The organism is Achromobacter seleniivolatilans (assembly GCF_030864005.1).
GTDB lineage: Bacteria > Pseudomonadota > Gammaproteobacteria > Burkholderiales > Burkholderiaceae_B > Achromobacter > Achromobacter seleniivolatilans.
This window is the reverse complement of the sequence record NZ_CP132976.1, coordinates 4,154,387-4,177,098: the sequence shown is the minus strand read 5'-3', so window position 1 is coordinate 4,177,098 and position 22,712 is coordinate 4,154,387. Positions and strand designations below refer to the sequence as shown.

Genomic DNA, 22,712 nt, shown 5'->3' with positions numbered 1-22,712 from the left:
TTTATTTTTCCTATGATTCAATAAGTTTTTCAAATCACCTATAGCCATGCGTTCCCTACCGGATCTATCCATCGCCCACTATCGGCATTTTCTGCTGGTGGCGGAACTCAAGAGCTTTCGTGCGGCTGCCGCCCGCGCGTTCCGGTCGCAACCCGCGCTGTCCTTGTCTATTCGAGAAATGGAGCAGCGACTGGGGCAGCCCTTGTTTGAGCAAAACAACCGCAACACGCTCACGCGGTTCGGGCAAGATTGCCTGCCGCTGGCGCGAGAACTCGTTGAGCACCACGACCGGGTGGCCGGTGCGCTGTCCGGGCTGGCCAACAATGGCGCGGGTACCTTGACGATGGCATCGGTGGCGACCGTCGCCACGCACTGGCTGCCAGAGCTGGTGGCGTCGTACCGCGAACACTTTCCCGCCGTGTCGTTGCGTCTGTTCGATGACAACTCCGAAGGCGTTGAACGCATGGTGCTGGCGGGCGAGGTGGAATTGGGCGTATGCAGCCCCGTGTCGCAGGATCGCCGCTTGACGTTCGAACCTTTGCTGCGAGATGCGTTTGGCCTGGTTTGCCATCGCGGCCATCCGCTGGCCGGGCGCAAGTCGGTCACCTGGCGCGAGATCGCGGATCTGCCGCTTGTTGGCACGATGGCGCACCGTCAGCTTGCCGGTTATCCGCAAGCGGCGTTCATGCTGGACCGGCAGGTGTTTGTGTCCAACATGATGTCGCTCTTGGCCATGCTGGAGCGGGGCGTGGGGGTGACGGTGCTGGCGCGTCTGGGCGTGCCGCCGGATTCCCCGGGACTCGCGTTTGTGCCGTTGTCCCGGCCGCGGATCGAGCGGGAACTGGGCATCATGAGGCTGGCCGGTCGCAGTCTGTCGCCGGCTGCTTTGCGCATGGAAGAAATGCTGCGCGCAAAGGCGGTTCGAGGCGGACGCACTGTCGCTTGAAACCAACGCATTTTTGCGGTTTTCAGCGGTAAAGCAGGCACTTTCCAGGGTGGACTGTTGCGCAATTGCACACGGCGCGGATCGTCATTGATTCTTCAGATGCGGCTCTTTAGAGTGCGTCATGTTTGCTGCGCGGAGGACGTGCCGGTGTGATCGGTGCGGCGCGTCGACAGACGTGTTGAGGATGTCATGAGCAGTGTGTATTTGCGTTCGGCCGGCATTGCCTGCGCCGTTCTTGTTCTGGCCGGTTGCATTACCCGCAAGCCCGCCACCATCACCGAGGCCCAGCCTGCGGAACCGCCCAAGGCCATGGCATGCGTGCCCGCCAAAGCCGGGGACCCCATGATCGGCACCTGGTTGTCGAATTCGCGGCCACGCGATGTCAGCGGCGATCTGCATTCGCTGATCGTGTTGTCTGCCGATGGCACGATGGCCTACGAAACTTTGCTGAAGATCGGCCGCAAGTCGCGTCCCGCGTTGCGCGAAACCGGTTGCTGGTCTGTGGCGGACGGCATCTATTCGATGCAGACCACCAAATCGGCCGGTGAGCTCGTGGACATCAACGACCCGATCTACCTGAACCGCTATCGCGTCGAAAAGGTCGAGCAGACCAAACTGACGCTGCGCGAATTGAAAAGCAGCGGCCAGGTCTTGACCGCCCGCCGCATGCCTGCCGGCTACCGCCTGCCTTATTGATTAGTGCGTCGGGCGCCGTTGCGCCGGGCGCCGTTGCGCCGGGCGGACACTCCGTCCGGCGCCTTCGCCAAGCGGGCCGGGCTGCTGTAAGGTGCGAGCTTCGACTTTTGCCTCGACGCCGGTTCCTCATGCCCGCCATGTCTTCTGAAGCACGCGCGATCGCGCTGCTTGCCCTGGCCGCCTTTGTCAGCGCCAGTGCTTTCCGTATCTGTGATCCCATGCTGCCGCAATTGGCGGCGGAGTTCGGTACCACCACCGGACAGGCCGCGCGCGCCGTGACGGCGTTTGCGGTGGCCTACGGCGTGTTGCAGATGTTCTTCGGTCCAGTAGGTGACCGATATGGCAAATACCGTGTCGTCAGTGTGGCGACCGTGGCGTGCGCGCTGGGCAGCGCGGGAGCCGTCATGGCCGAATCCCTGGATATGCTCGTGTTCTGCCGGGCCTTGTCGGGGGCGGCGGGGGCGGGCATCGTGCCGCTTTCCATGGCGTGGATCGGCGACAACGTGCCGTATGAGCGCCGGCAGGCGACGCTGGCGCGTTTTCTGACTGGCACCATTCTGGGCATGTCGGCGGGCCAATTGGCTGGGGGCCTGTTCGCGGACACCGTGGGCTGGCGCTGGGCGTTTGCGGCGCTGGTCGTCGGTTATTTGATCGTGGGCGTGCTGCTGCATCTGGAAGTGCGGCGGCAGCAGGTGTCAGGCTTTGGCCGGGTCGACCCGGGAACCGTGCAAAAAGGATTCATGGCGCAGGCCCGGCTGGTGCTGGGCACGCCATGGGCGCGCGTGGTGCTGGCGACGGTGTTTGCCGAGGGCCTGCTTGTGTTCGGCGCACTGGCTTTCGCGCCATCCTACCTGCATGAGCGCTTCGATATTTCCCTGACCGCCGCGGGCGCGCTGGTGGCCGTGTATGCGGTGGGCGGGCTGATCTATACCGTTGTGGCAGGCCGCATCCTCAAGCGCTTGGGAGAACGCGGGCTGGCAGTTGCAGGCGGCCTCGTCCTGAGCGTGGCATTCCTTTCGTATCTGCTGGGTCCGGTCTGGATGTGGAGCCTCTTGGCCAGCGTGTTGGCGGGCTTTGGTTATTACCTGCTGCACGCGACCCTGCAAACGAATGCGACCCAGATGGTGCCGTCCGCACGCGGGACCGCCGTCGCCTGGTTCGCATCCTGCCTGTTCATGGGGCAGGCGGCGGGCGTGGCGCTGGCGGGAGCCGTGGTGGATCAGATCGGAGCGGCCGCCTTGTTCGGCGGATCGGCTGTCTTGCTGCCGTTACTGGGCGCGTTCTTTGCCCTAGCGCTGAAACGGCGCACGGTGACGGTTTGATGCGCGAGTAGGCGGCGAGGCGGGGCGTGGTCACGCCCCATCCTCAACCCGGCTTCTTCAGATTGAAGCCAGACGCTTCAACACCGTTTGCTTGCCCAGCAGGGCCAGCACGGCATCCACCGCGGGCGTTTGCGTTTGGCCCGTTACGGCCACGCGCAGCGGAATTGCCAGTTGCGGCATTTTCAGGCCTCGGTCGGCCAGCACCGCTTTGATCAGGGCGGACAGGGCCTCGCGAGTCCAGTCGGTGTCCTGGGCGCGCTGGGCAAAGTCAGCCAGCGCTTCGCGCGCGGGGGCGGTCAGGTGCTGCTCGATCAGTTCGGGGGCAGCGGGTTTGAATTCCGCGCAGAACAGCATGGCGCCATCCGCCAGTTGTTCCAGCGTTTCGGCGCGGTCTTTCAGCAGGCCGACTACGCCCGGCAGATCGATTTTTTCCGGATGACCGCCACGGTTCGCCACGCGCGGGGCGACGCGTTCGGCCAGTTCCGCATTGTCCATCTGCTTGATGTAGTGGGCGTTGACCCAGTTCAGCTTCTTGGGGTCCCATTGCGAGGCCGACTTCGACAGGTGCTTGGTGTCAAACCACGACACCAGCTGCTCGCGCGAGAACAGCTCATCGTCGCCGTGGCTCCAGCCCAGACGCGCCAGGTAGTTGATCATGGCCTCGGGCAGGTAGCCTTCGTTGTCATATTCCATGACGTTGACCGCGCCGTGGCGTTTGGACAGCTTTTCGCCGTCCGGGCCCAAGATCATCGGCACATGGCCGTATTCAGGCAGAGCCGCGCCCAGCGCGCGCAGGATGTTGATCTGGCGCGGAGTGTTGTTGACGTGGTCATCGCCGCGCAGAACGTGCGTGATGCCCATGTCCCAGTCATCGACCACAACGCAGAAGTTGTAGGTCGGCGTGCCGTCCGGGCGAGCAATGATCAGGTCGTCGAGCTCGGTGTTGTCGAAGCTGATCGTGCCCTTGACCATGTCGTTCCAGGCGGTCGCGCCTTCCTGGGGATTCTTGAAGCGGACGACAGGCTTGCGGTCTGCCGGGATGGCGGGCAGGGTCTTGCCGGTTTCCGGGCGCCAGGTGCCGTCATAACGCGGTTTGTCGCCGCGTGCGCGGGCGGCTTCGCGCATGGCCTCCACTTCCTCGGGCGAGCTGTAGCAGTGGTAAGCGGTACCAGCAGCCAGCATCTGCGCGACCACTTCGCGGTAGCGGTCCATGCGCTGCATCTGATAGAAGGGACCTTCATCGGGCTGCATGCCCAGCCATTCCATGCTGTCGAGAATGGCCTGGACGGCTTCCGGCGTGGAGCGCTCGACATCAGTGTCTTCGATGCGCAACACAAAGGTGCCTTGGTGATGGCGGGCGAAGGCCCACGAGAACAGCGCGGTGCGCGCGCCGCCCAAATGCAGGAAACCCGTCGGCGAAGGTGCGAAGCGGGTACGAATGGGGGAGGAGGCGTTGGAAGTCATAGGTGGCAATGATAGCGGCTGCGGCGCCACAAAGTGGCGTCAGGCAGGGTCCACATCAAGCGGACCGCAAGGTTGTCTTGTTACGATGAACGATATTTTAGATTAGCGCCCGCCACTCCTATGCTGCGACACGCTCTTGCCCCCATGTTCGAACCCAGTTCGCTGGTGCTCGTTGCCGACCGGCCGCTGCCGGCGGCGGGTTCCCTGTCGCCCGCGCTCAAGGCGAAAACCACGGTCGTCGACTGTGTCGTCGGTAGCGCGCCCGAGATGCCCGCCGCCCTGCAAGGGTTGGCGCCCGGCGAGCGGCCTGATCTGGCCCTGGTTTGTGTCTCGCCCGCCGTGCTGCCGGAAACGCTGCGTCGCCTGTCGCCGTTATCGCCCCGTTCGGTCATTCTTCTACCGCATGAGCTCCCGGACCCCTATCCTCGGGGCACGCTGGCCCTGTGCCGGGCCTGGGCCGAGGAAAACCGCTGCGAACTGCTCGGACCCCGTTCGTTCGGCGCCCAGCGGCCTCATGCCGGCCTGAATTTCAGCCAGCACCCGGTGCTGGCGCGGGCCGGGCGGGTCGCCCTGTTGGCGCAGTCCCGCTCCATCATGGCTGCGGTCATGGACTGGGCCGAAGACGTGCACATCGGTTTTTCCACCGCCGTGTCGCTGGGCGACGAGGCGGTCGTGGGCTTGGCCAAGGTGCTGGACTACCTGGCCAGCGATCCGCGCACCGACAGCATCGTGCTCTATCTGGAAGACGTGGGCCCCGCTCGTGAATTCATGAGCACGCTGCGCGCGGCCGCCAGCGTCAAACCGGTGATCGTGCTGAAGGCGGGCCGTTCCGATGCCGATAGCTCGGACGCGATCTTTGACGCCGCGCTGCGCCGGGCTGGCGCGGTCCGCGTGCGGTACTTCGTGCAATTGTTCTCGGCCGTGAAAGTGCTGGGGTACACGCGGCGGCCCAAGGGGCGGCGCGTGGCGCTAATCTCCAACGGCAGCGGGCCACCCCAGTTGGCCATGGACCTGATCGGCCCCGATGCAGCGGTGCTGCGCGCCGACCTCGCGCCCGCCACCCGCCGCACGCTGGAAGCCATGCTGGAACCGGACGCAGCTTGCGCCAATCCCGTCATTACCTATATGCCGCTGACCCCTGAGCGCATCCGCGCCATGCTGGATGCTGTGCTGGACGATGCCGGGGTGGATGGGGTGCTGGTGTTGTTGGCGCCTGATGCGCTGGCCGATATGCCTGCGGTCGCGCGCGAACTTGCACAGATCGCGCCCAACGCGAAAAAGCCGGTGGTGACGTGCTTCATGGGCGACGCGGGCATGCGGCCCTTGCGGCGCATGCTGGACGACGCCGGCACATCCGCTTTCCGCACGCCGGAATCCGCCGCGGATGCGTTCGGCGTGCTGGCGTCGCACCATTACAACCAGCAGTTGCTGTTGCAGACGCAGCCGCAGGACCCTGCCGGCCACGTGCCTGATCTGGCTGCCGCCCGCGAGATCGTGGCGCGCGCCCGCGCCGATTGCCGGCGCGAATTGAATACGTCTGAAATCCGTACCCTGTTAAGCCTGTTCTACGTGCCGCTGCGCGATACGCCAGTGGACGTGGCGGCCGCAGAACCCGAGTCACGCCCCATGGCGATCCGCGTGCGGCGCGACCCGCAATTCGGCCCGGTCATCCGCTTTGGCGCGGGCGGCCCGGACGCAGTGCTGTCGCTGGCGGATCGCGGCATGGATCTGCCGCCGCTCAACGGTTTCCTGGCCCGGCAACTGATCGAACGCAGCCGTTTGTGGCGCCGCGTGCTGGCCCCGCGCATTGGGCACATGGCGGCTGAATCGCTGCAACAGACCGTGGTGCTCGTGTCTGAACTGGTGTCGGAGCTGCCGGATATCGAATCCCTGGATATCGACCCGCTCTATGCGGGTGAAACGCATCTGCGCGCGGGCGGTCTGCGCATGACCCTGACCGAAACCCCGGGTTGTGAATCGCCGCAAACGGCGGGTTATCCGCATATGGCGATTCATCCGTATCCGGCGCGCCTGGTGCAGGTGCGCCGGTTTGACGATGGCATTCCGTGGGTATTGCGGCCCATTCGCCCCGAAGACGGCGAAGCCTTGCAAGAGTTCATTCGCGGTTTGTCGGAGCGGTCGCGCTACATGCGGTTTGTGTCCATGATGCGCGAGCTGACGCCGCGTATGGTGTCGCGCTACACCCAGGTGGACTACCACCGTGAACTGGCGCTGGTGGCAGCAACGCAAGTGCCCAACCCCGCCAATCGCGGACATCCGCGTGAAGTGCTGGTCGGGTTCGCGCACTATCTGCGCAACCCGGATGGGCGCGGCGCCGAGTACGCGCTGGTGATTGGCGACGACTGGCAGCGGCGCGGCCTGGGCCGTCAACTGATGACGGCGCTGATCGATGCCGCGCGCGAGCAGGGCCTGGAATACATCGACGGCCTGGTGCTGTCGACCAACCGGCCCATGCTGGCCCTGATGACCAGCCTGGGCTTCACCAACGACGCAGATCCCGAAGACCCGACCATGCGCCGGGTGTGGCTGGGGCTGGCCTGACGCCTGCGGTAAAGGATCAGGCGATTTTTCGAGTGGCGTGCGCGGGCTTTAGCCGCGCCGTCACTTCGTCCACCGTCAACACGTCGCCAAAGAACAGTAGCCAGCCGTGCAGTGCATGCTCGTGCTCGGCCGGTGTGACCGCCGCCAGCGCGTCGTCCACCATGATGGTGCGGAAGTTGCGCATCATGGCGTCACGCGCGGTGGATTCGCAGCACACATTGGTGACCGTGCCAGTGATGAGCAACGTGTCGATTCCCAAGCCGCGCAGCAATGGTTCCAGCTCTGACGAGCCGGGCGCCATGGCGCTATAGAAGCGTTTGGTCACGCGCAGATCTGTGTCGTGCGCATGCAGGTCGGGATGCAAGGCATAACCTGGGGCATCGCTCCGCAAGGTCTGCAAGCGCCTGGCGCTGCGTTCCGGCGTCAACATCACGCTGTGATGGTGCGACCAGAACGCGTCGGCATTGTCGGACGCAGTCTGCACCCAGACGATGACGCCGCCCGCCTCGCGCACCGCATCACACAGCCGGTTGATGGGATCGATGATCTCGCGAGCCGGGGCGCATTCGCCCTGGTAGCCGGGCATCGTGAAGTATTGCTGCATGTCCACGACGACCACCGCCAGGCGGCCCGCAGGCAGCTCGTCATAGGGATGCAGACAGCCCTGGCGGGCTATCACCCGGTCCTGTACCCATTGCGGAAATTCCATGGTGCTTCCTTATCCGTAGCGCCGCGCCACGGCGGCTTCGATGCGATAGACGACCAGATACATCAGGCTGGAAATAACGGCCAGCATGGCAATGGCGGTCATGACGATGTTCAGCTTGAACACTTGGCTGCCGTTCATGATCAGAAAGCCCAGACCGGAATCCGCAGACTGGAATTCCCCGACGATGACGCCCACCAGCGCCAAGCCGATGTTCATTTTCACGGCGGCGATCAGCGTGGGCACGCTGCCCGGCAGCACGACCTTGGTCAGCACTTGCCAGCGGCTGGCGCCAAAGGTGTGGGCCAGCTTCACTTTGTTCAGATCAATGCCCCGAAAACCCGCGTACACCACCATGATGGTCACGAACACGGCGATGGCAACGGCCATGCCGTACACCGCGTAATCCGAGCCCAGCCACAGGTAGAAAATCGGCACGAAGGCGATCTTGGGCATGGCGTTGGCCACGACCAGAAAGGGGTCCAGCACCTTGTATAAAAAGTCCGACCACCACAGCGCAGCGGCCACGATGATGCCGATCACCATGCTTAAGGTAAAGCCGACCAGCGTGGCCCACAGCGTAGTCATGATGTGCTTGGCCAGGTTGCCGTTGTTCCACAAGTCTATGAATGTGGGCCATAGCGCGCTGGGGTAGCTGGTCAGCAGCGGATTCAGAATGTGCATGCGCGGCAAGATCTCCCAGGCACACAGAAACACCACCAGCAGCAAGGCTTGCGCCAGCCGGATATTGCGCTTGCGTGCGCGATCCCGGCGCAGATAATCCAGATATTTGTCGCTGGGCGCGCGAACGGCGCGCAGGGGAACGGTATTGGCAATGGGCGCGTTCATGGGTCAACCCTCCACGTGGACGTCCAACTCGTCCCAAAGCTGTTTGAAGTAGGTATTGAATTCCGGCCGCGAGCGCGCCTGAAACGGCGTGGGCCGGGCGCCATCGCCATAGTGGATGCGGTACTGGCTCTTTAGCCGTCCAGGCCGGCGCGACAGCACAATGACGCGATCGGTCATGGCGATGGCCTCGCCAATATCGTGTGTCACCAGCACTACCGTCTTGCCTTCGCGGCGCAGGATGTCCACGACTTCGTCAGAGATCGCCAGCCGGGTTTGTGAGTCCAGTGCCGAGAAGGGCTCGTCCAGCAAAATCACGTCGGGTTCGGTCACCAGGGTGCGCGCCAATGCGGCGCGCTGGCGCATCCCGCCCGATAACTGGCGCGGCGTATGCGACAGAAATGCGCCCAGCCCGCATTTTTCAAGCAGGTGGACTGCGCGCGCTTCACTGCGAGCATCGCGCCGGCCTTGAATTTCGGCGCCCAGCATCACGTTGTCCAGAATGGTGCGCCACTCAAACAGGTAGTCCTGCTGGAGCATGTAGCCGATGCGGGGGTTGGGTTTGGTGACGGCATGGCCGTCGATCATCACCGCGCCCGCGGTTGGCGGAATCAGGCCAGCGATCAGCGACAGCAACGTGCTCTTGCCACAGCCGCTTTGCCCGATCAGGCTGACGAATTCCCCCGGCGCCAACGAAAACGACACGTTCGACAGCGCCTCGGTTTCGCCTTCGGTCGTGAAGTACGACAGGCACACTTCGCGCAGTTCGATCTTGGCCGTAGCCGTCTCGGGTTTCAGGTTATGAACGACGGCGCTCATCATTGCACCTTCTTGGCAAAGTCGGTCACCACCACGTCTTCATACTTCACGCGCGCGGCGTCCTTCATGACAGCGCTGGCGATCAGCATGTCTTGCAGCTTCGTCATGGCCTCGGCCGTGACCAGCGGTGATGTCTTCCAGATTTGATATTGCTTGTAGCGGTCGATGGCTTCCGTTATTGCGCCCTGATCCATGCCGGGAAAGAACGTCATGATCTGGGGGGCCAGCGTAGCGGCGGGCGTATCTTTCACGTACTTTTCGGCGCGCGCCACCACGTCGGTCCAGGCCTGAATGACCTTGGGATTGTCGCGGATGTACTTATCCGTGGCGGTGAAAACCGTGTAGTCCACCTGGCCGACTTCATGGCCTACCGATGCCACGATATAACCCTTGCCGTTGCGCACCAGTTCACCCGCTTCGGGCTCCAGGAATATGCCGTATTCCCCCTGGCCGGCCATCCATGCGCCAGCACGCGCTGGAATGCCGATATTGTTCAAGAGCTTGACGTCTTTTTGCGGATCGATCCCGTGCTTGCGCAGCGCGGTCTCCAGGAAGACGATGGGATTTGAGCCGGGGCGAAAGCCGATGATGTCTTTGCCCTTGAGCATCGACCAGTCAAATTTTTCGATCGGTTTGCGCGCAAGCAGGAAGAAGCCGTCAGTGGCCGTCAGCCCGGCGAAAATCTTCGGTTTGACGGGCGATTCGCTGTTCTGCACATAGATGGACGCTTCTGGGCCGATCAGCACAATGTCGGCGCTGCCCGACAGCAGGGCGGTCATGCCCTTGTCGGTGCCTTGGGACGTTTTCATGGACACGTCCAATCCGGCGTCCTTGAAGTAACCCTGAGACAGGGCAACGTATTTCGGCACGTACAGGATGGAGCGCACGACCTCTTCGTAGCGGACCTTCACGGGTGGATTCAGGGCTTCGGCCTGAGCGGCCAAAGGTGCAATCAGCGCAAGCAGCGCTGCGCCCGCCAGGCGGGGCAATGGCAAAAATTTCACGGGACTTTCTCCTGCGTCTTGTATGACACGCCGAAACCCGGCGCAACACGGCCAATGGGATGGAATCGACAGCAACAACAGGGAAGCCCGAACGCATGCTGCCCGGGCCGGCAAGGCATGGATCGAATACTATATTCAATACAAATGAGCGACAAGCATTTTGGGATTGGCGTTTTTCTCTATGGACGAGCGCCGTTAGACCCCGGACAATTCGGAGCTTGAATACCAGTTGGTATACCAAATAGGTTTTTAAGGCGCAGGAAAGCGACAGCGAACGGATAGGTTTCGAGCGCTGCGCTTCTGGCTATGAGGGATGTGTGCTGCGCGGGATGCAGGTCAAATGAATCTCGACGCCAAACGCGCGCAAGGCGTCATCGGTCCTGCACCCCAAGCGCTCAGACCAGCACTTCGTTCAAGAACGCCGAAATATCTCGCACTTCTTCGGCGCAGACCGAATGCGGCATCGGGTAGGTGTGCCAGCGCACGTCATAACCCAAGCGTTGCAGTTCAGCCAGCGAAGCCTCGGCGCGCGTCAGCGACACCACCGGATCGTACTGGCCGTGAGCCATGAAGATCGGCGTCGCATTATTGGCGCTGTGGCGCTCGGCCTCGGCGGTATCCACCAACGGCAGATAACCCGACAAGGCCATCATGCCCGCCAGCTTTTCCGGCAGGCGCAAGCCCGTGTGCAACGTCATGGCGCTACCCTGCGAAAAGCCGGCCAGCACGATGTTCGATGTCGGGATGCCCCTCGCATTTTCACGGGCAATCAGCTTGTGAATGGCGGCTTCGGATACCCGGATGCCCTTGCTGTCTTCTACGCGAACCAGGTCCATCACCAGGATGTCGTACCAGGAACGCATGGCCATGCCGTTGTTGATCGTCACGCGCTGCACAGGCGCGTTCGGGAACACAAAGCGCACGGCCAGCCCGGCCGGCAAGTCGAGCTCCGGCACGATGGGCGCGAAGTCATTGCCGTCGGCGCCCAGGCCATGCAACCAGATCACGGCATGCGTGGGATGAGGGGCGGTTTCGATTTCAATGCAATCGAGCAGGTCGGTCGGAGCAGTCATGAACGGCGGACAGGTAGATTCAAGGGGAGGGGATCAGAGCGTAAGGGTCTTCAACGCCTGGAACAACGCACGGTAATGCTTCTTTTGCGGTTCCTGGCCTTGCAGCAGCCCGGCATTGCCCTGCTTTTCCTTGCGGGCGGCACGAATCAGCGCACGCAACTGCTGCACATCCGCTTGCGGATTGTTCGCCAGCAATTTGGTCAGCGCGTCGTCATCGTCCAGCAGGCGGTCGCGCAGCGTCTCCAGGCGATGCATGGCGGCGGTTTCTTCGCGCGAGCCGTTTTCCCAGACATCGAGCTGGGCGCGGATTTCATCCGCAGGCGCGTCGCGCATCAGCTTGCCCACAAAATGGACCTGACGGCGCAGGCCTTCCCGGCCAGTGGTGCGCTGCGCTGTGCGGATGGCCTCATAGAGGCGTTCGGCCAGCGGCAGCTGTTTGAGACGTTCGGGGGACAGATCGATCAACTGTTTGCCCAGGTCCAGTAAGGCGTGCATATCACGCTTGATCTGGGACTTGCTGGGACGGTCGTAGCCGTTCTCGTCGTAACCGTCGTCGACGGATTCTTCTTCAGTATGGGAATTCATGGAAAACTGCGCAATGACAGACTTGGCTATGATAACCGTCTCTGCAAATTGGACAGCAATGGTTAAATCCTCCTCATCCTTGCCGCTGGCGGCGAATCACGCGCGTTTTTCCGAACTCGTCGAACAAACCCTCGCCTACGCGCGCCAGATTGGCGCCTCTGACGCCGCGGCGGAAGTCTCGGAAAGCCTGGGTCTGTCGGTCTCGGTACGCAAAAACGACATTGAAACCGTTGAGCAGACACGCGACCGGTCGCTCGACCTGACGGTCTACGCCGGCCAAAGCCGCGGTTCCGCCTCGACCTCCGACTTTTCCGAAGCCGCCCTGCGCCAGACGGTCGAAGCCGCCTGGCACATCGCCCGGCATACCGCCGCCGATCCGGCCGCCGGTCTGCCCGACGCCGATCAATTGGCCACCGAATTCCCCGATCTGGACCTGCATCGCGCCTGGACCGTGACCACCGAGGAAGCCGCCGAACTCGCGCTGCGCGCCGAACGCGCCGCGCGCGACGTGGACCCGCGCATCACCAATACCGATGGCGCCACCGTAGGCACCTACGAAGGCCAATTCGTGATGGGCAACACACGCGGCTTTTTGGGCGGGTATCCGTATTCGCGCCACAGCCTGTCCGTCGCGCCCATCGCGGGCCGCGGCAATGGCATGCAGCGAGACTACTGGTACACCTCCGAGCGCGACCCGGCCAAAATGGCATCGCCCGAGGCCATCGGCCGTTACGCCGCCGAGCGCACGCTGTCGCGCCTGTCGGCCCGCCGTATCCGCACGGGCAAGTTTCCTGTCCTGTTCGAAGCGCCGTTGGCGCTCGGTTTGGTCGGCGCCTTGACGCAAGCCGTCAATGGCGGCGCGCTCTATCGCAAGGCCAGCTTCCTGCTGGATTCCTTGGGTAAGCCTATCTTTGCCAAGCACATCAACCTGACCGAAGACCCGCATATCCCCGGCGCCATGGGCAGCTCGCCCTTTGACGACGAAGGCGTGCGCACACGCCGCCGCAACGTCGTGTCGGACGGTGTGTTGGAAGGCTATTTCCTGTCGTCTTACACCGCTCGCAAGCTGGGGATGACCACGACCGGTAACGCCGGCGGCTCGCACAACCTGGTGTTCAGCTCCACGCTCACCCAGCGCGGCGACGACTTTGAAGCCATGCTCAAGAAACTGGGCACCGGCTTCCTGGTCACCGAACTGATCGGCCAGGGCGTCAACTACGTTACGGGCGACTACTCGCGCGGCGCGTTCGGTTACTGGGTCGAAAACGGCAAGATCCAGCACGCGGTGCAGGAAATCACCATTGCCGGCAACCTGGCCGACATGTTCCAGCAGATCGTCGCCGTGGGCGCGGACACCATTTCTCGCGGCACCAAGACCACGGGTTCGATCCTGATCGAACAAATGGCAATCGCCGGGACCTGATCCCAGGCGTGGCGTTTGGCCGGCGCGCAGATCAGGCGCGCGCGGCCGACGCTGGTGTTCCAGACCCGATCCGTCCGCTCTTTGCACGTTGCCCCTCTTGCGGGAATTCCTCTAGCCATACCACCCCCGCTCAACGTGTAATATCCGGCGGGTATCGCTCGAAGTCGCGGGTGTTGCTGTGTAGGAGCAAAGAGATGCAACGACGTTCATTCTTGAAGCACGCCGGACTCGGCGCCGTCGCAACGGGAGCCGCCGTCAGCACGCCTGCGTTCGCGCAGGACATGCCGTCGATCAGCTGGCGCCTGTCCTCTGGCTTTCCCAGCACGCTGGACCTGCGCATCGGCGCAGGCGAAAGCTTCTGCAAGTACGTCTCGGAAGCCACGGGCGGAAAATTCAACATCCGCCATTTTCCTGCTGGCGAAATCGTTGCTGCGGAAGACCTGCTGGAAGCGGTGTCTACCCATAAGGTGGACTGCGGCCACGCCTCTTCCCGCATGCTGTACGCCAAGAATCCCGCCTTTTGCTTCGACGCCGCCGTGCCCTTCGGGCTGAATGCGCGCCAGATGAACGCCTGGATGAGCGAAGGCGACGGCCTGCGTCTGACCCGCGAGCTCTTCAAACCCGAAAAAATCATCAATTTCCCGCTCGGTAATACCGGCGCCCAGATGGGCGGCTGGTACGCGAAGGAAATCAAGCGTTTGGCTGATCTGAAAGACCTGAAAATGCGCGTCAGCGGACTGGCAGCGGACGTTCTGACGCGTATGGGCGTATCGCCGCAACCGGCAGATCTGGCCAAGTTGGCAGAAGCTTTCCAGAAAGACGGCTTGCAGGCAGTGGCGGGCGCCGGCGCCTACGATGACGACAAGCTGGGCATCAATAAGGTAGCTAAGTATTACTACGCACCCGGCTGGTGGGCGGGCGGCGAACAGTTGTCGCTCTATATCAATGACGAGGCCTGGAGCAAGCTGCCGAAGAACTACCAGTCAGTGCTTGAGGCTGCGGCGCTGGCCGCGCATGTGTCTACGACCGCGCGCTATGACGCCCGCAACCCGGTGGCTTTGGCGCAATTGACGGCAAATGGCGCGCAAGTCCGCACGTTTCCCCGATCGATCATGGACGTCGCGTTCGAGACCACGCAGCAGGTCTACAAAGACTTGGGCGCCAAAGACCCGAAGTTCAAGGCAATACACGACAGTTATATGGGCTTTCGCGATAGCGAGATGCCGTGGTTCCGCCTGACTGAAAGCGCTTACGGCCAATACTTGGGCGTGGCGCTTTCGGCCCGGGCGTAAAGGAGGCTCCGTCAGCCGAATGGCATTCGGCGGAGAGTAGGGTTTTTGCTAGTAACACGTCGTTTTTTACAAAAAAATGGGCGGTTTTCAGGCTTTTGTCGAACCACATTCGAGTATCGGCCTGATACAAAGGAGTAATATCCCGGGTCTTGACGCGCAAACATGGCGCCTTTAGGCGGCATAAGACGTCAATCCGGCGGGATTACACCAGCCCGGATTACCAATATTCCGAGACAGACTTTAGGGTGGTATCAACCATGCAATCCAAGACCAAGAAGCTGCTGGCCGCGCTCATCGCCGCCGGTGTCCTCCCGGCTGCGCACGCGGCTGACATCAAGCTGGGTGTGGCAGAAGCCCTGTCCGGCGGCGCCGCCCAATACGGCGTATCGATCCGCAATGGTTTCCAGCTTGCCGCTGATGAAATCAACGCTGCGGGCGGTATCAACGGCGACAAGATTGTGCTGGTGATCGAAGACGAACAAGGCAAGAAAGAAGAAGCCATCAACGTCTTCAAGAAACTGATCTTCAAGGACAACGTCCTGATGGTCTTCGGCCCCACGCTGTCGAATTCGGCCCAAGCTGCCGACCCGGTCGCACAGGCTGCCAAGACGGTCGCCTTCGGCACGTCCAACACCGCTGACGGCATCACGTCCATCGGCAACTACGTGTTCCGCAACTCGGTTACCGAAGCCGACGTGCTGCCGGCCACCATCTCCACCGTCAAGGCCAAGACCGGCCTGAAGAACGTGGCGGTGCTCTACGGTAACGACGACGTCTTCACCAAGAGCGGCTACGACAACTTCAAGAAGGCGCTGGAAGACCAGAAGATCCCGGTCACGACGACCGAAACCTTCGCCAAGGGCGATGTGGACTTCAAGGCCCAGCTGACCAAGATCAAGGGCACCAACCCTGACGCCATCGTGCTGTCCGCACTGTTGGCTGAAGGCGCTCCGATCATGGTTCAAGCCCGTCAATTGGGTCTGAACGTGCCGGTTATCGGCGGCAACGGCATGAACTCGGTCAAGATTTTCGACCTGGCCCCTGGCGGCGCGTCGAACAATCTGTGGATCGGCAGCCCGTGGTCGATCGAAAACAAGGCGCCCGAGAACACCAAGTTCATCGACGCTTACAAGGCGAAGTTCAACGGTTCGCCCGACCAGTTCGCAGCCCAGTCGTATGACGCCATGTACATCGTGGCTCAGGCGCTGAAGAACACCAAGCGCACTGGCGAACTGCCCAAGGACCGCGCCGCACTGCGCGACGCTCTGCCGGCTGTGACCTGGACTGGCGCCACCGGCCCGTTCAAGTTCCGCCAAGCCAACGATCGCGCCGGCAAGCCCGCCGGCTACGACGCCGACCAGGCGCCGATCGTCAGCGTGACCAAGGACGGCAAGTACGTCATCGAGAAGTAAGCAGTACGCATCCCCGCGCGGGGGGATGCGCCTTGCGGACGGCGCCGCCGCCGTTCGCAAGGCGCTTTTGATTTGGAAAGTCCCATCATGTTCGAACAACAATTCGTCAACGCCTTGTCGCTGGGCTGTGTGTATGCACTGTTCGCGCTGGGCTTCACGCTGATTTTCGGCGTGCTCGGGGTGATCAACCTGGCGCATGGCGCCGTATTCATGGTTGGCGCCTACGCGGCACTGTTCGTCGTTCAGCAATTCGGCCTGCCCCTGTGGGGCGCGCTGATGGTTGCCTTTTTCGTCGCTGGCTTTACCGGAGTCATCATTGACTACCTGGTGCTCAAGCCGCTGCGCAAACGCAACGCTCCCCACTTGATTCCCATGATCGCCACGATTGGCGTGGGCATCATCCTGAATAACGGCGCGCAAAGCATCTTCGGCGCCAGCAACCTGCGCTTCCCGCATGGCACTGTGCCCGAGGAAGTGATCGAGGTCGCTGGCCTGCACCTGACCGTCATCGAACTCGGCATTATTTTCCTGTCGTTCGCGCTGATGGCCGTGCTGATGTATGTCATGCGCCGCACGCAGTTCGGCCGCGCCTTGCGCGCCATTGCCGAATCGCCCAAGGCCGCATGGCTGTTGGGCATCAACGTTGAAAAGCTGTTCGTCACGACCTCGTTCGCGGCCGCCGCCCTGGGTGGCGTGGCTGGCGTGCTGATCGGTCTGTACTCGAATGCGCTGTTCCCGCTGATGGGCCAGCCGATGCTGCACAAAGGCATCGCGGTCATCATCCTGGGCGGCATGGGCGACATTCGCGGCGCCATGCTGGGCGGTCTCTTCCTGGGCTTCGCCGAGGTGTTGTCGGTGGCTTACATCGGCTCCACCATGCGCGACGCGGTGGCTTTCGGCCTGCTGTTCCTGATCCTGCTGGTGCGCCCGCAAGGACTGTTCGGCAAAGTGGTTCAACGCAAGGCTTAAAGAATGAGCGGATTCGAAAACTTCTGGGCCATCTATGGCAACCTGGTGCTCACCTTGGGCACCAACGCATTGCTGGCCCTCTCTATCTGGCTGACCCTGGCTTGCGGCATGCTGGCCATGGCGAATGCGGCCTTCATGGGCATCGGGGCGTATGCCGCCGCGCTGCTCACCATGAACTACGACGCGCCGTTCTCGGTTGCCATTGCTGGCGGCATGGCGGCGCCAGCCCTGGTTGCGGCGCTTATCGGCATACCAACCATACGGTTATCAGGCGTCTACCTTGCCATGGCAACGCTGGGTTTTGGCGAAGTCGTGCGCGTGACCGTGCTGAATACGGAATCGGTCACGGGCGGCGCGTTGGGCCTTAACGGCATTCCGCAGCTGACGCAGTGGTGGCACGTGGTGCTGGCGGTCGTCATTGTGTTGTTCGTGCTGTGGCGTGTTCGCGCCTCCAAGATCGGCCGCTCGTTTGACGCCATACGCGGCGACGAAACGGCGGCTGGCCTGATGGGCATCGATGTGCGCGCCAACAAGATGCTGGCGTTTGTGGCCGGCGCGATGATCGCTGGCCTGGCCGGCGCATTGAACGCACACCTGACCTTCTTTATTGGTCCCAACGAATACGGTTTCGACCGGGGCGTTGAAATCCTGACCATGGCAATTCTGGGTGGCATCGGCGGCCTGGCTGGCCCCGTGATTGGCAGCTTCATCATTACGGTTCTGCCTGAACTGCTGCGCGGATTTGCGGATTTGCGTCTGATCGCGAACGGAGTGATCCTGGTGTTGATTGTGTTGTTCCTGCCGCAAGGCATCTGGGACCCGGCGCGCTTCAAGCGCTGGATGCGTCAAGGTCGTCAAGGAGGCAAGCGCCATGCTTGAACTGTCCTCCGTCTCCAAGAGTTTTGGCGGCCTGCACGTGTTGCATGACGTCAGCCTGTCGGTCCCCGAAGGCGCCATCTTTGGCCTGATCGGCCCGAACGGCGCTGGCAAGACCACGGTGTTCAACCTGATCACCGGGCTGCTGCCGCCCAGCGGCGGCTCCATTACGTTCAACGGCGAAAGCGTGCTGGGCAAAAAACCGCACAGCATCACGCGGATGGGCATTGCCCGCACCTTCCAGAACATCCGTCTCTTCAAAGAGATGACGCTGCTGGAAAACGTGGTGGTGGGCGCATACCGTCACATGAACTACGGTTTCCCCAGCTTGCTGCTGGGCTTGCCTGCGTACCGCGAGCACGAAAAGCGCGCCCGTGAGCGTGCGCACGAGCTGTTGACGTGGATGCGCCTGGACCACAAGGCCAATGATCTGGCCGACAACCTGTCTTACGGCGAGCAGCGCCGCCTGGAGCTGGCGCGCGCGCTGGCCACCGAGCCCAAGCTGTTGTTGCTGGATGAGCCGGTGGCCGGCATGAACACCGGCGAACGCGCAGAACTCATGCGTGAGATTCTGGCGATTCGCGATCGCGGCTACACCATCCTGATGATTGAGCACGATATGCGCTTCGTCATGGGTCTGTGCGAGCGCATCGCGGTGTTGAACTTCGGCAAGATCATCGCTTGCGGCGGCCCCGAAGAGATCCGCAATAACGAGCAAGTCATCGAAGCCTATCTGGGCCGCGAAGACGACGAAGACACTGAACAAGCGGAGGCCGCACAATGAGCGTGATGCTGGAAGTCCGCGGACTCGAAGTCAACTATGGCCATATTGAAGCCGTGCGCGGCATTGATCTGGACCTGAACGCCAACGAAATCACTGCCCTGGTCGGCGCCAACGGCGCCGGCAAATCGACCACGCTGCTGGCGCTGTCGGGCCTGTTGCCCAAGGCACGCGGCCGCATCCTGTTCGAAGGCGAAGACATTACCAATCTGGCGCCTCACCAATTGGTGGCGCGCGGCATTGTGCAGGTGCCGGAAGGCCGGGCCATTCTGACCACCATGACGGTGCTGGAAAACCTGGAGCTGGGCGCTTACCGCCGCGGTCTGAAGAACGTCAGTTCGGATCTGGAATATGTGTTCAACCTGTTCCCGCGCCTGAAGGAACGGATCACCGGCACGGCGGGCAATCTGTCGGGCGGCGAACAGCAGATGCTGGCCATCGGCCGGGCCTTGATGGCCAAGCCCCGTCTGTTGCTGCTGGACGAGCCGTCGATGGGCCTGGCCCCGATCGTCGTGCAAGAAATCTTCCGTTCATTGCGTGCTATCAACGCCGATGGCCTGACGCTGTTCCTGGTGGAGCAGAACGTTCGTCAAGCATTGAAGATTGCGCAGCAAGGTTATGTGCTGGAAAACGGCGCCATGGCGCTGACCGGCACGGGCCGTGAATTGCTGGGCCATCCTCGCGTGCTGGAAGCCTACCTGGGCGCCTGATGCTCACGGGCGGGGGATGCGTCCCCTGATCGCATATGCACCGGCCGCAGCTTATTGATGCGGCCGGCTGCTTTCTGGATTCTTCACGCTTGCCCATTTTTTGAGCAACCGTGTTAGAATTTCAGGCTTTCCCTCATTTTGACTATTGCACGGGCGGGTAATAACGCTTAGGCGGGATGTCGATAAGGGCTTGAAATTTCAGCAGATTTGTCATTTTACTTCTGCCGGTTTTGGGTCTAGTTGGGGAAAGAACACTGGTTAGATGTTCTAGCCAGAAGAAATTTTAATTCTTAGGAACCATCATGAAGACCTTTGTGGCCAAGCCGCATGAAGTCCAACGTGACTGGTTTGTGATCGACGCCAAGGGCAAAGTCCTCGGTCGTGTGGCCAGCGAAGTCGCACGTCGTCTGCGTGGCAAGCACAAACCTGAATTCACGCCGCACGTTGATACTGGCGATTACATCGTCATCATCAACGCTTCCGATATCGTCGTTACCGGTACCAAGGCGAAGGACAAGAAGTACTTCCGCCACACCACGTACCCGGGCGGTATCCGCGAAACGAACTTCGAGAAAATGCAAGAGCGTTTTCCCGGTCGCGCCATTCAGAAGGCCGTCAAGGGCATGCTGCCCAAGGGTCCTCTGGGCTACGCCATGATCAAGAAGCTGAAGGTCTATGCTGGTGCCGAGCACCCGCACACCGCCCAACAGCCCAAGACGCTGGATCTCTAAGGAAACGCCATGATCGGTAACTGGAATTACGGAACCGGCCGTCGCAAAACTTCGGTGGCTCGCGTTTTCATCAAGAAGGGCACGGGTAAGATCGTTGTCAACGGCAAGCCCGTTGATGATTTCTTCGCCCGCGAAACTGGCCGCATGATTGTGCGCCAACCGCTGGAACTGACCGGCCACCTGGAATCGTTTGACATCAAAGTCAACGTCCATGGCGGCGGCGAAACCGGCCAAGCCGGCGCAATCCGTCACGGCATCACGCGTGCTCTGATCGATTACGACGCCACGCTGAAGCCCTCGCTGTCGCAAGCTGGCTTTGTTACTCGCGACGCCCGCGAAGTCGAACGTAAGAAGGTCGGCTTCCGCAAGGCACGTCGCCGGAAGCAGTTCAGCAAGCGTTAATGTTGCTGCAAAAAACCCGCCTCGGCGGGTTTTTTGTTTTTTTGCGGCGGGATACTGGGCAGAGACTTCAGAGCCGCTCAGTGTGGAACTCCACGCATCTGGTCCGGTCGGAAATAAGGGCTCAGCGCGCCAATTTAGGCACGGTACGGCAAGACCCGTTTTCCGAGCGATACAATCTAGCCTCGTTCTACGAAGAGCACACCATCATGGCCCAAGCATCGAACACCCGTATCAAGGTTGGTATCGTCGGCGGCACCGGTTATACCGGCGTCGAGTTGCTGCGCTTGCTATCGCAGCATCCCAATGTGGAATTGACCGCCATCACGTCCCGCAAGGAAGACGGGCTGCCGGTCGCTGATATGTATCCGAACCTGCGCGGCCACGTGAAGCTGGCCTTCTCCGCGCCGGAAAAGGCATCCTTGACGGATTGCGATGTGGTGTTCTTCGCAACGCCCCATGGCGTGGCCATGGCGCAAGCCCAGGAACTGATCGCAGCCGGCACCCGCGTCATCGACCTGGCTGCTGACTTCCGCTTGCAAGACATCCCCACCTTCGAGCGTTGGTACAAAATTCCCCATACCTGCCCGGACATTCTGGCTGAATCCCAATATGGCCTGGTGGAACTGAACCGCGAAGCCATTTCCAAGGCTCGCGTGATCGGTAACCCGGGCTGCTACCCCACCACCGTGCTGCTGGGCCTGGCCCCGCTGCTCGAAGGCGGCAAGGCGCTGGTGGATGCGCAAACCCTGATCGCCGACTGCAAGTCGGGCGTGTCGGGCGCTGGCCGCAAGGCAGAAGTGGGTTCGCTGTTCTCGGAAGCCTCTGACAACTTCAAGGCCTACGGCGTGTCGGGTCACCGCCATCACCCGGAAATTGTTGCCCAGCTGGAAAAGATCTCTGGCGGCAAAGTCGGCCTGACCTTCGTGCCGCACTTGGTGCCCATGATTCGCGGCATGTTTTCCACGATCTACGCGCGCATCCTGCCGGAAGCCCGTGATACGGATTTCCAGGCCCTGTTTGAAGCGCGTTATGCAGATGAACCGTTCGTGGACGTCATGCCTGCCGGCAGCCTGCCCGAAACGCGTTCGGTGCGCGCATCGAACAACCTGCGCATCGCACTGAGCCGTCCTGGCAATGGCGATCAACTGATCGTGATGGTTGTGCAGGACAATCTGGTCAAGGGTGCTGCGGGTCAAGCCGTTCAGAACATGAATCTGATGTTCGGTATTCCCGAGTCGGTGGGTCTGGATCAGGTTGCGATCCTGCCCTGATGATGCCCTTGCGGGTGGCCATCGGCCACCCGGCTGCCGCTCTTTATGTCCGCTGACTCGTCCGCTCCGCTTTCCTCCGGCTCCCCTCGCGGGTGGCTGCGCCTGTTTGCTGGCTTGCTGATTGGCGTGTTGCTGGGCAGTTCGGCAGGGTACTTTTATGCGCGGCAACTGTACCGGCCGCAAGATGCGGTGGTGATCACGAGCCAGCAGGCCTCGGATCAAGAAGAGGCGATGCGTCAACAGACCACGCAACTGCGTTATACGCGCGGCCAATTGGATACTGCTGATGGCGAACTCGTCATCGAGCGTGCCGCACGTGAAGAGCTTGAAGCCCAGCTGCTTACCGCTCAAGCGGAATTGGGCCGAGTGCGCGATCAGCTCGCCTTCTACGAGCAATTGCTGCCGCCCGGGCCGGAAGGTTCGGTGGACATTCGCAGCGTGCAGATCGAGCGCGATGGCGGGGGTTTGCGCTACAAGGTGCTGCTGATGCGCAGCGGCCGCAATGGTGGAACGCCATTCGCTGGCGCCTTGCGGTTCCAGGCAACGGGCGTATTAAAGGGCGAAACCGTAACGGTGGACTTGGCGCCGATGCAGGTCAAGGCCGAGACTGGCCCGGTCACCGTTACCGGCGAAAGCACGTCGGCGGCGTCTCTGGCCCTGCAATTCGATCAGTATCAACGCAGTCAGGGCATGCTGGCTGTGCCCGAGGGATTTGTCCCCGAAAACGTGACTGTCAGCGTCCTGGAAGGTGAAACCGTCCGGGCTACCCGTAGTGTCAAGCTGGAACTTTGAGTCTGGTCAAGGCCTGCGCTATAGTGACAC

Annotated in this window: 22 protein-coding genes; 15 read left to right on the top strand and 7 right to left on the bottom strand. The window is 61.9% G+C overall.

Annotated features, from left to right (window positions below; genetic code table 11):
* Positions 1–46 precede the first annotated feature (46 nt).
* The 3 genes from RAS12_RS18860 to RAS12_RS18850 all read left to right on the top strand — a co-directional run bounded on the left by RAS12_RS18860 (position 47) and on the right by RAS12_RS18850 (position 2,964).
* Entirely contained in the window at positions 47–946 is a 900-nt protein-coding gene (locus tag RAS12_RS18860) for a LysR family transcriptional regulator (protein WP_306938003.1), read from the top strand.
* Positions 947–1,135: 189 nt separating this feature from the next.
* Positions 1,136–1,642 (top strand): hypothetical protein, encoded by a 507-nt coding sequence (locus RAS12_RS18855; protein ID WP_306938002.1) that lies wholly within the window; start codon positions 1,136–1,138, stop codon positions 1,640–1,642.
* Positions 1,643–1,770: 128 nt separating this feature from the next.
* On the top strand, positions 1,771–2,964 hold the full coding sequence (locus tag RAS12_RS18850; protein WP_306938000.1) for an MFS transporter: 1,194 nt from the start codon (positions 1,771–1,773) through the stop codon (positions 2,962–2,964).
* 57 nt (positions 2,965–3,021) lie between these two features.
* On the opposite strand, the gene gltX is transcribed toward RAS12_RS18850, so the two are convergent.
* A complete protein-coding gene (gene gltX / locus RAS12_RS18845) occupies positions 3,022–4,428 on the bottom strand; it encodes a glutamate--tRNA ligase (protein WP_306937998.1) in 1,407 nt (468 codons plus the stop codon).
* Positions 4,429–4,548: 120 nt separating this feature from the next.
* Between gltX and RAS12_RS18840 the strand changes: the two genes are divergently transcribed.
* Positions 4,549–6,990, top strand: a complete 2,442-nt coding sequence (locus RAS12_RS18840) for a bifunctional acetate--CoA ligase family protein/GNAT family N-acetyltransferase (protein WP_306937997.1) — start codon at positions 4,549–4,551, stop codon at positions 6,988–6,990.
* A gap of 16 nt (positions 6,991–7,006) precedes the next feature.
* Here RAS12_RS18840 and RAS12_RS18835 read toward each other — a convergent pair whose 3' ends face one another.
* The 6 genes from RAS12_RS18835 to yjgA form a co-directional block, all read right to left on the bottom strand.
* Positions 7,007–7,699 (bottom strand): cysteine hydrolase family protein, encoded by a 693-nt coding sequence (locus tag RAS12_RS18835; protein WP_306937996.1) that lies wholly within the window; start codon positions 7,697–7,699, stop codon positions 7,007–7,009.
* A gap of 9 nt (positions 7,700–7,708) precedes the next feature.
* Positions 7,709–8,545, bottom strand: coding sequence for an ABC transporter permease (locus RAS12_RS18830; protein ID WP_306937995.1), 837 nt, complete (start codon positions 8,543–8,545; stop codon positions 7,709–7,711).
* Between the two features lie 3 nt (positions 8,546–8,548).
* Positions 8,549–9,361, bottom strand: coding sequence for an ABC transporter ATP-binding protein (locus RAS12_RS18825; protein WP_306951514.1), 813 nt, complete (start codon positions 9,359–9,361; stop codon positions 8,549–8,551).
* Complete coding sequence (locus tag RAS12_RS18820; protein WP_371321208.1) at positions 9,361–10,365, bottom strand: ABC transporter substrate-binding protein; 1,005 nt, start codon at positions 10,363–10,365, stop codon at positions 9,361–9,363. Before RAS12_RS18820 ends, RAS12_RS18825 begins: the two co-directional genes overlap by 1 nt.
* A gap of 395 nt (positions 10,366–10,760) precedes the next feature.
* Positions 10,761–11,438 (bottom strand): alpha/beta hydrolase, encoded by a 678-nt coding sequence (locus tag RAS12_RS18815; protein ID WP_306937993.1) that lies wholly within the window; start codon positions 11,436–11,438, stop codon positions 10,761–10,763.
* 33 nt (positions 11,439–11,471) lie between these two features.
* Positions 11,472–12,023 (bottom strand): ribosome biogenesis factor YjgA, encoded by a 552-nt coding sequence (gene yjgA, locus RAS12_RS18810; RefSeq protein ID WP_306937992.1) that lies wholly within the window; start codon positions 12,021–12,023, stop codon positions 11,472–11,474.
* A gap of 58 nt (positions 12,024–12,081) precedes the next feature.
* On the opposite strand from yjgA, the gene pmbA reads away from it, so the two are divergent.
* The 11 genes from pmbA to RAS12_RS18755 all read left to right on the top strand — a co-directional run bounded on the left by pmbA (position 12,082) and on the right by RAS12_RS18755 (position 22,682).
* Complete coding sequence (gene pmbA, locus RAS12_RS18805; protein ID WP_306937990.1) at positions 12,082–13,446, top strand: metalloprotease PmbA; 1,365 nt, start codon at positions 12,082–12,084, stop codon at positions 13,444–13,446.
* 194 nt (positions 13,447–13,640) lie between these two features.
* On the top strand, positions 13,641–14,738 hold the full coding sequence (locus tag RAS12_RS18800; protein ID WP_306937989.1) for a TRAP transporter substrate-binding protein: 1,098 nt from the start codon (positions 13,641–13,643) through the stop codon (positions 14,736–14,738).
* Positions 14,739–14,995: 257 nt separating this feature from the next.
* On the top strand, positions 14,996–16,150 hold the full coding sequence (locus RAS12_RS18795; protein ID WP_306937987.1) for an ABC transporter substrate-binding protein: 1,155 nt from the start codon (positions 14,996–14,998) through the stop codon (positions 16,148–16,150).
* An 87-nt stretch (positions 16,151–16,237) separates the two neighbouring features.
* Positions 16,238–17,119, top strand: a complete 882-nt coding sequence (locus tag RAS12_RS18790; protein ID WP_175177627.1) for a branched-chain amino acid ABC transporter permease — start codon at positions 16,238–16,240, stop codon at positions 17,117–17,119.
* Positions 17,120–17,122: 3 nt separating this feature from the next.
* The gene (locus RAS12_RS18785; RefSeq protein WP_306937984.1) at positions 17,123–17,998 is read left to right on the top strand and encodes a branched-chain amino acid ABC transporter permease; all 876 of its coding nucleotides are present in this window, start codon (positions 17,123–17,125) and stop codon (positions 17,996–17,998) included.
* The gene (locus RAS12_RS18780) at positions 17,991–18,779 is read left to right on the top strand and encodes an ABC transporter ATP-binding protein (protein ID WP_306937983.1); all 789 of its coding nucleotides are present in this window, start codon (positions 17,991–17,993) and stop codon (positions 18,777–18,779) included. The genes RAS12_RS18785 and RAS12_RS18780 overlap by 8 nt, the downstream gene beginning before the upstream one ends.
* Complete coding sequence (locus RAS12_RS18775; RefSeq protein WP_306937982.1) at positions 18,776–19,486, top strand: ABC transporter ATP-binding protein; 711 nt, start codon at positions 18,776–18,778, stop codon at positions 19,484–19,486. The genes RAS12_RS18780 and RAS12_RS18775 overlap by 4 nt, the downstream gene beginning before the upstream one ends.
* Positions 19,487–19,788: 302 nt before the next feature.
* Entirely contained in the window at positions 19,789–20,217 is a 429-nt protein-coding gene (gene rplM, locus RAS12_RS18770) for a 50S ribosomal protein L13 (RefSeq protein WP_169271842.1), read from the top strand.
* A 9-nt stretch (positions 20,218–20,226) separates the two neighbouring features.
* The gene (gene rpsI, locus RAS12_RS18765; protein ID WP_175177623.1) at positions 20,227–20,619 is read left to right on the top strand and encodes a 30S ribosomal protein S9; all 393 of its coding nucleotides are present in this window, start codon (positions 20,227–20,229) and stop codon (positions 20,617–20,619) included.
* 206 nt (positions 20,620–20,825) lie between these two features.
* Positions 20,826–21,890 (top strand): N-acetyl-gamma-glutamyl-phosphate reductase, encoded by a 1,065-nt coding sequence (argC, locus tag RAS12_RS18760; RefSeq protein WP_306937978.1) that lies wholly within the window; start codon positions 20,826–20,828, stop codon positions 21,888–21,890.
* 45 nt (positions 21,891–21,935) lie between these two features.
* Positions 21,936–22,682, top strand: coding sequence for a DUF6776 family protein (locus tag RAS12_RS18755; RefSeq protein WP_306937977.1), 747 nt, complete (start codon positions 21,936–21,938; stop codon positions 22,680–22,682).
* The last annotated feature ends 30 nt before the right edge of the window (positions 22,683–22,712 follow it).

Excerpts from the sequence above, each read along its gene's own strand:
- RAS12_RS18860 (WP_306938003.1), top strand. The coding sequence starts at position 47 with ATGCGTTCCCTACCGGATCTATCCATCGCCCACTATCGGCATTTTCTG.
- RAS12_RS18855 (WP_306938002.1), top strand. The coding sequence starts at position 1,136 with ATGAGCAGTGTGTATTTGCGTTCGGCCGGCATTGCCTGCGCCGTTCTT.
- RAS12_RS18850 (WP_306938000.1), top strand. The coding sequence starts at position 1,771 with ATGCCCGCCATGTCTTCTGAAGCACGCGCGATCGCGCTGCTTGCCCTG.
- gltX (WP_306937998.1), bottom strand. The coding sequence starts at position 4,428 with ATGACTTCCAACGCCTCCTCCCCCATTCGTACCCGCTTCGCACCTTCG.
- RAS12_RS18840 (WP_306937997.1), top strand. The coding sequence starts at position 4,549 with ATGCTGCGACACGCTCTTGCCCCCATGTTCGAACCCAGTTCGCTGGTG.
- RAS12_RS18835 (WP_306937996.1), bottom strand. The coding sequence starts at position 7,699 with ATGGAATTTCCGCAATGGGTACAGGACCGGGTGATAGCCCGCCAGGGC.
- RAS12_RS18830 (WP_306937995.1), bottom strand. The coding sequence starts at position 8,545 with ATGAACGCGCCCATTGCCAATACCGTTCCCCTGCGCGCCGTTCGCGCG.
- RAS12_RS18825 (WP_306951514.1), bottom strand. The coding sequence starts at position 9,361 with ATGAGCGCCGTCGTTCATAACCTGAAACCCGAGACGGCTACGGCCAAG.
- RAS12_RS18815 (WP_306937993.1), bottom strand. The coding sequence starts at position 11,438 with ATGACTGCTCCGACCGACCTGCTCGATTGCATTGAAATCGAAACCGCC.
- yjgA (WP_306937992.1), bottom strand. The coding sequence starts at position 12,023 with ATGAATTCCCATACTGAAGAAGAATCCGTCGACGACGGTTACGACGAG.
- pmbA (WP_306937990.1), top strand. The coding sequence starts at position 12,082 with ATGGTTAAATCCTCCTCATCCTTGCCGCTGGCGGCGAATCACGCGCGT.
- RAS12_RS18800 (WP_306937989.1), top strand. The coding sequence starts at position 13,641 with ATGCAACGACGTTCATTCTTGAAGCACGCCGGACTCGGCGCCGTCGCA.
- RAS12_RS18795 (WP_306937987.1), top strand. The coding sequence starts at position 14,996 with ATGCAATCCAAGACCAAGAAGCTGCTGGCCGCGCTCATCGCCGCCGGT.
- RAS12_RS18790 (WP_175177627.1), top strand. The coding sequence starts at position 16,238 with ATGTTCGAACAACAATTCGTCAACGCCTTGTCGCTGGGCTGTGTGTAT.
- RAS12_RS18785 (WP_306937984.1), top strand. The coding sequence starts at position 17,123 with ATGAGCGGATTCGAAAACTTCTGGGCCATCTATGGCAACCTGGTGCTC.
- RAS12_RS18780 (WP_306937983.1), top strand. The coding sequence starts at position 17,991 with ATGCTTGAACTGTCCTCCGTCTCCAAGAGTTTTGGCGGCCTGCACGTG.
- RAS12_RS18775 (WP_306937982.1), top strand. The coding sequence starts at position 18,776 with ATGAGCGTGATGCTGGAAGTCCGCGGACTCGAAGTCAACTATGGCCAT.
- rplM (WP_169271842.1), top strand. The coding sequence starts at position 19,789 with ATGAAGACCTTTGTGGCCAAGCCGCATGAAGTCCAACGTGACTGGTTT.
- rpsI (WP_175177623.1), top strand. The coding sequence starts at position 20,227 with ATGATCGGTAACTGGAATTACGGAACCGGCCGTCGCAAAACTTCGGTG.
- argC (WP_306937978.1), top strand. The coding sequence starts at position 20,826 with ATGGCCCAAGCATCGAACACCCGTATCAAGGTTGGTATCGTCGGCGGC.
- RAS12_RS18755 (WP_306937977.1), top strand. The coding sequence starts at position 21,936 with ATGTCCGCTGACTCGTCCGCTCCGCTTTCCTCCGGCTCCCCTCGCGGG.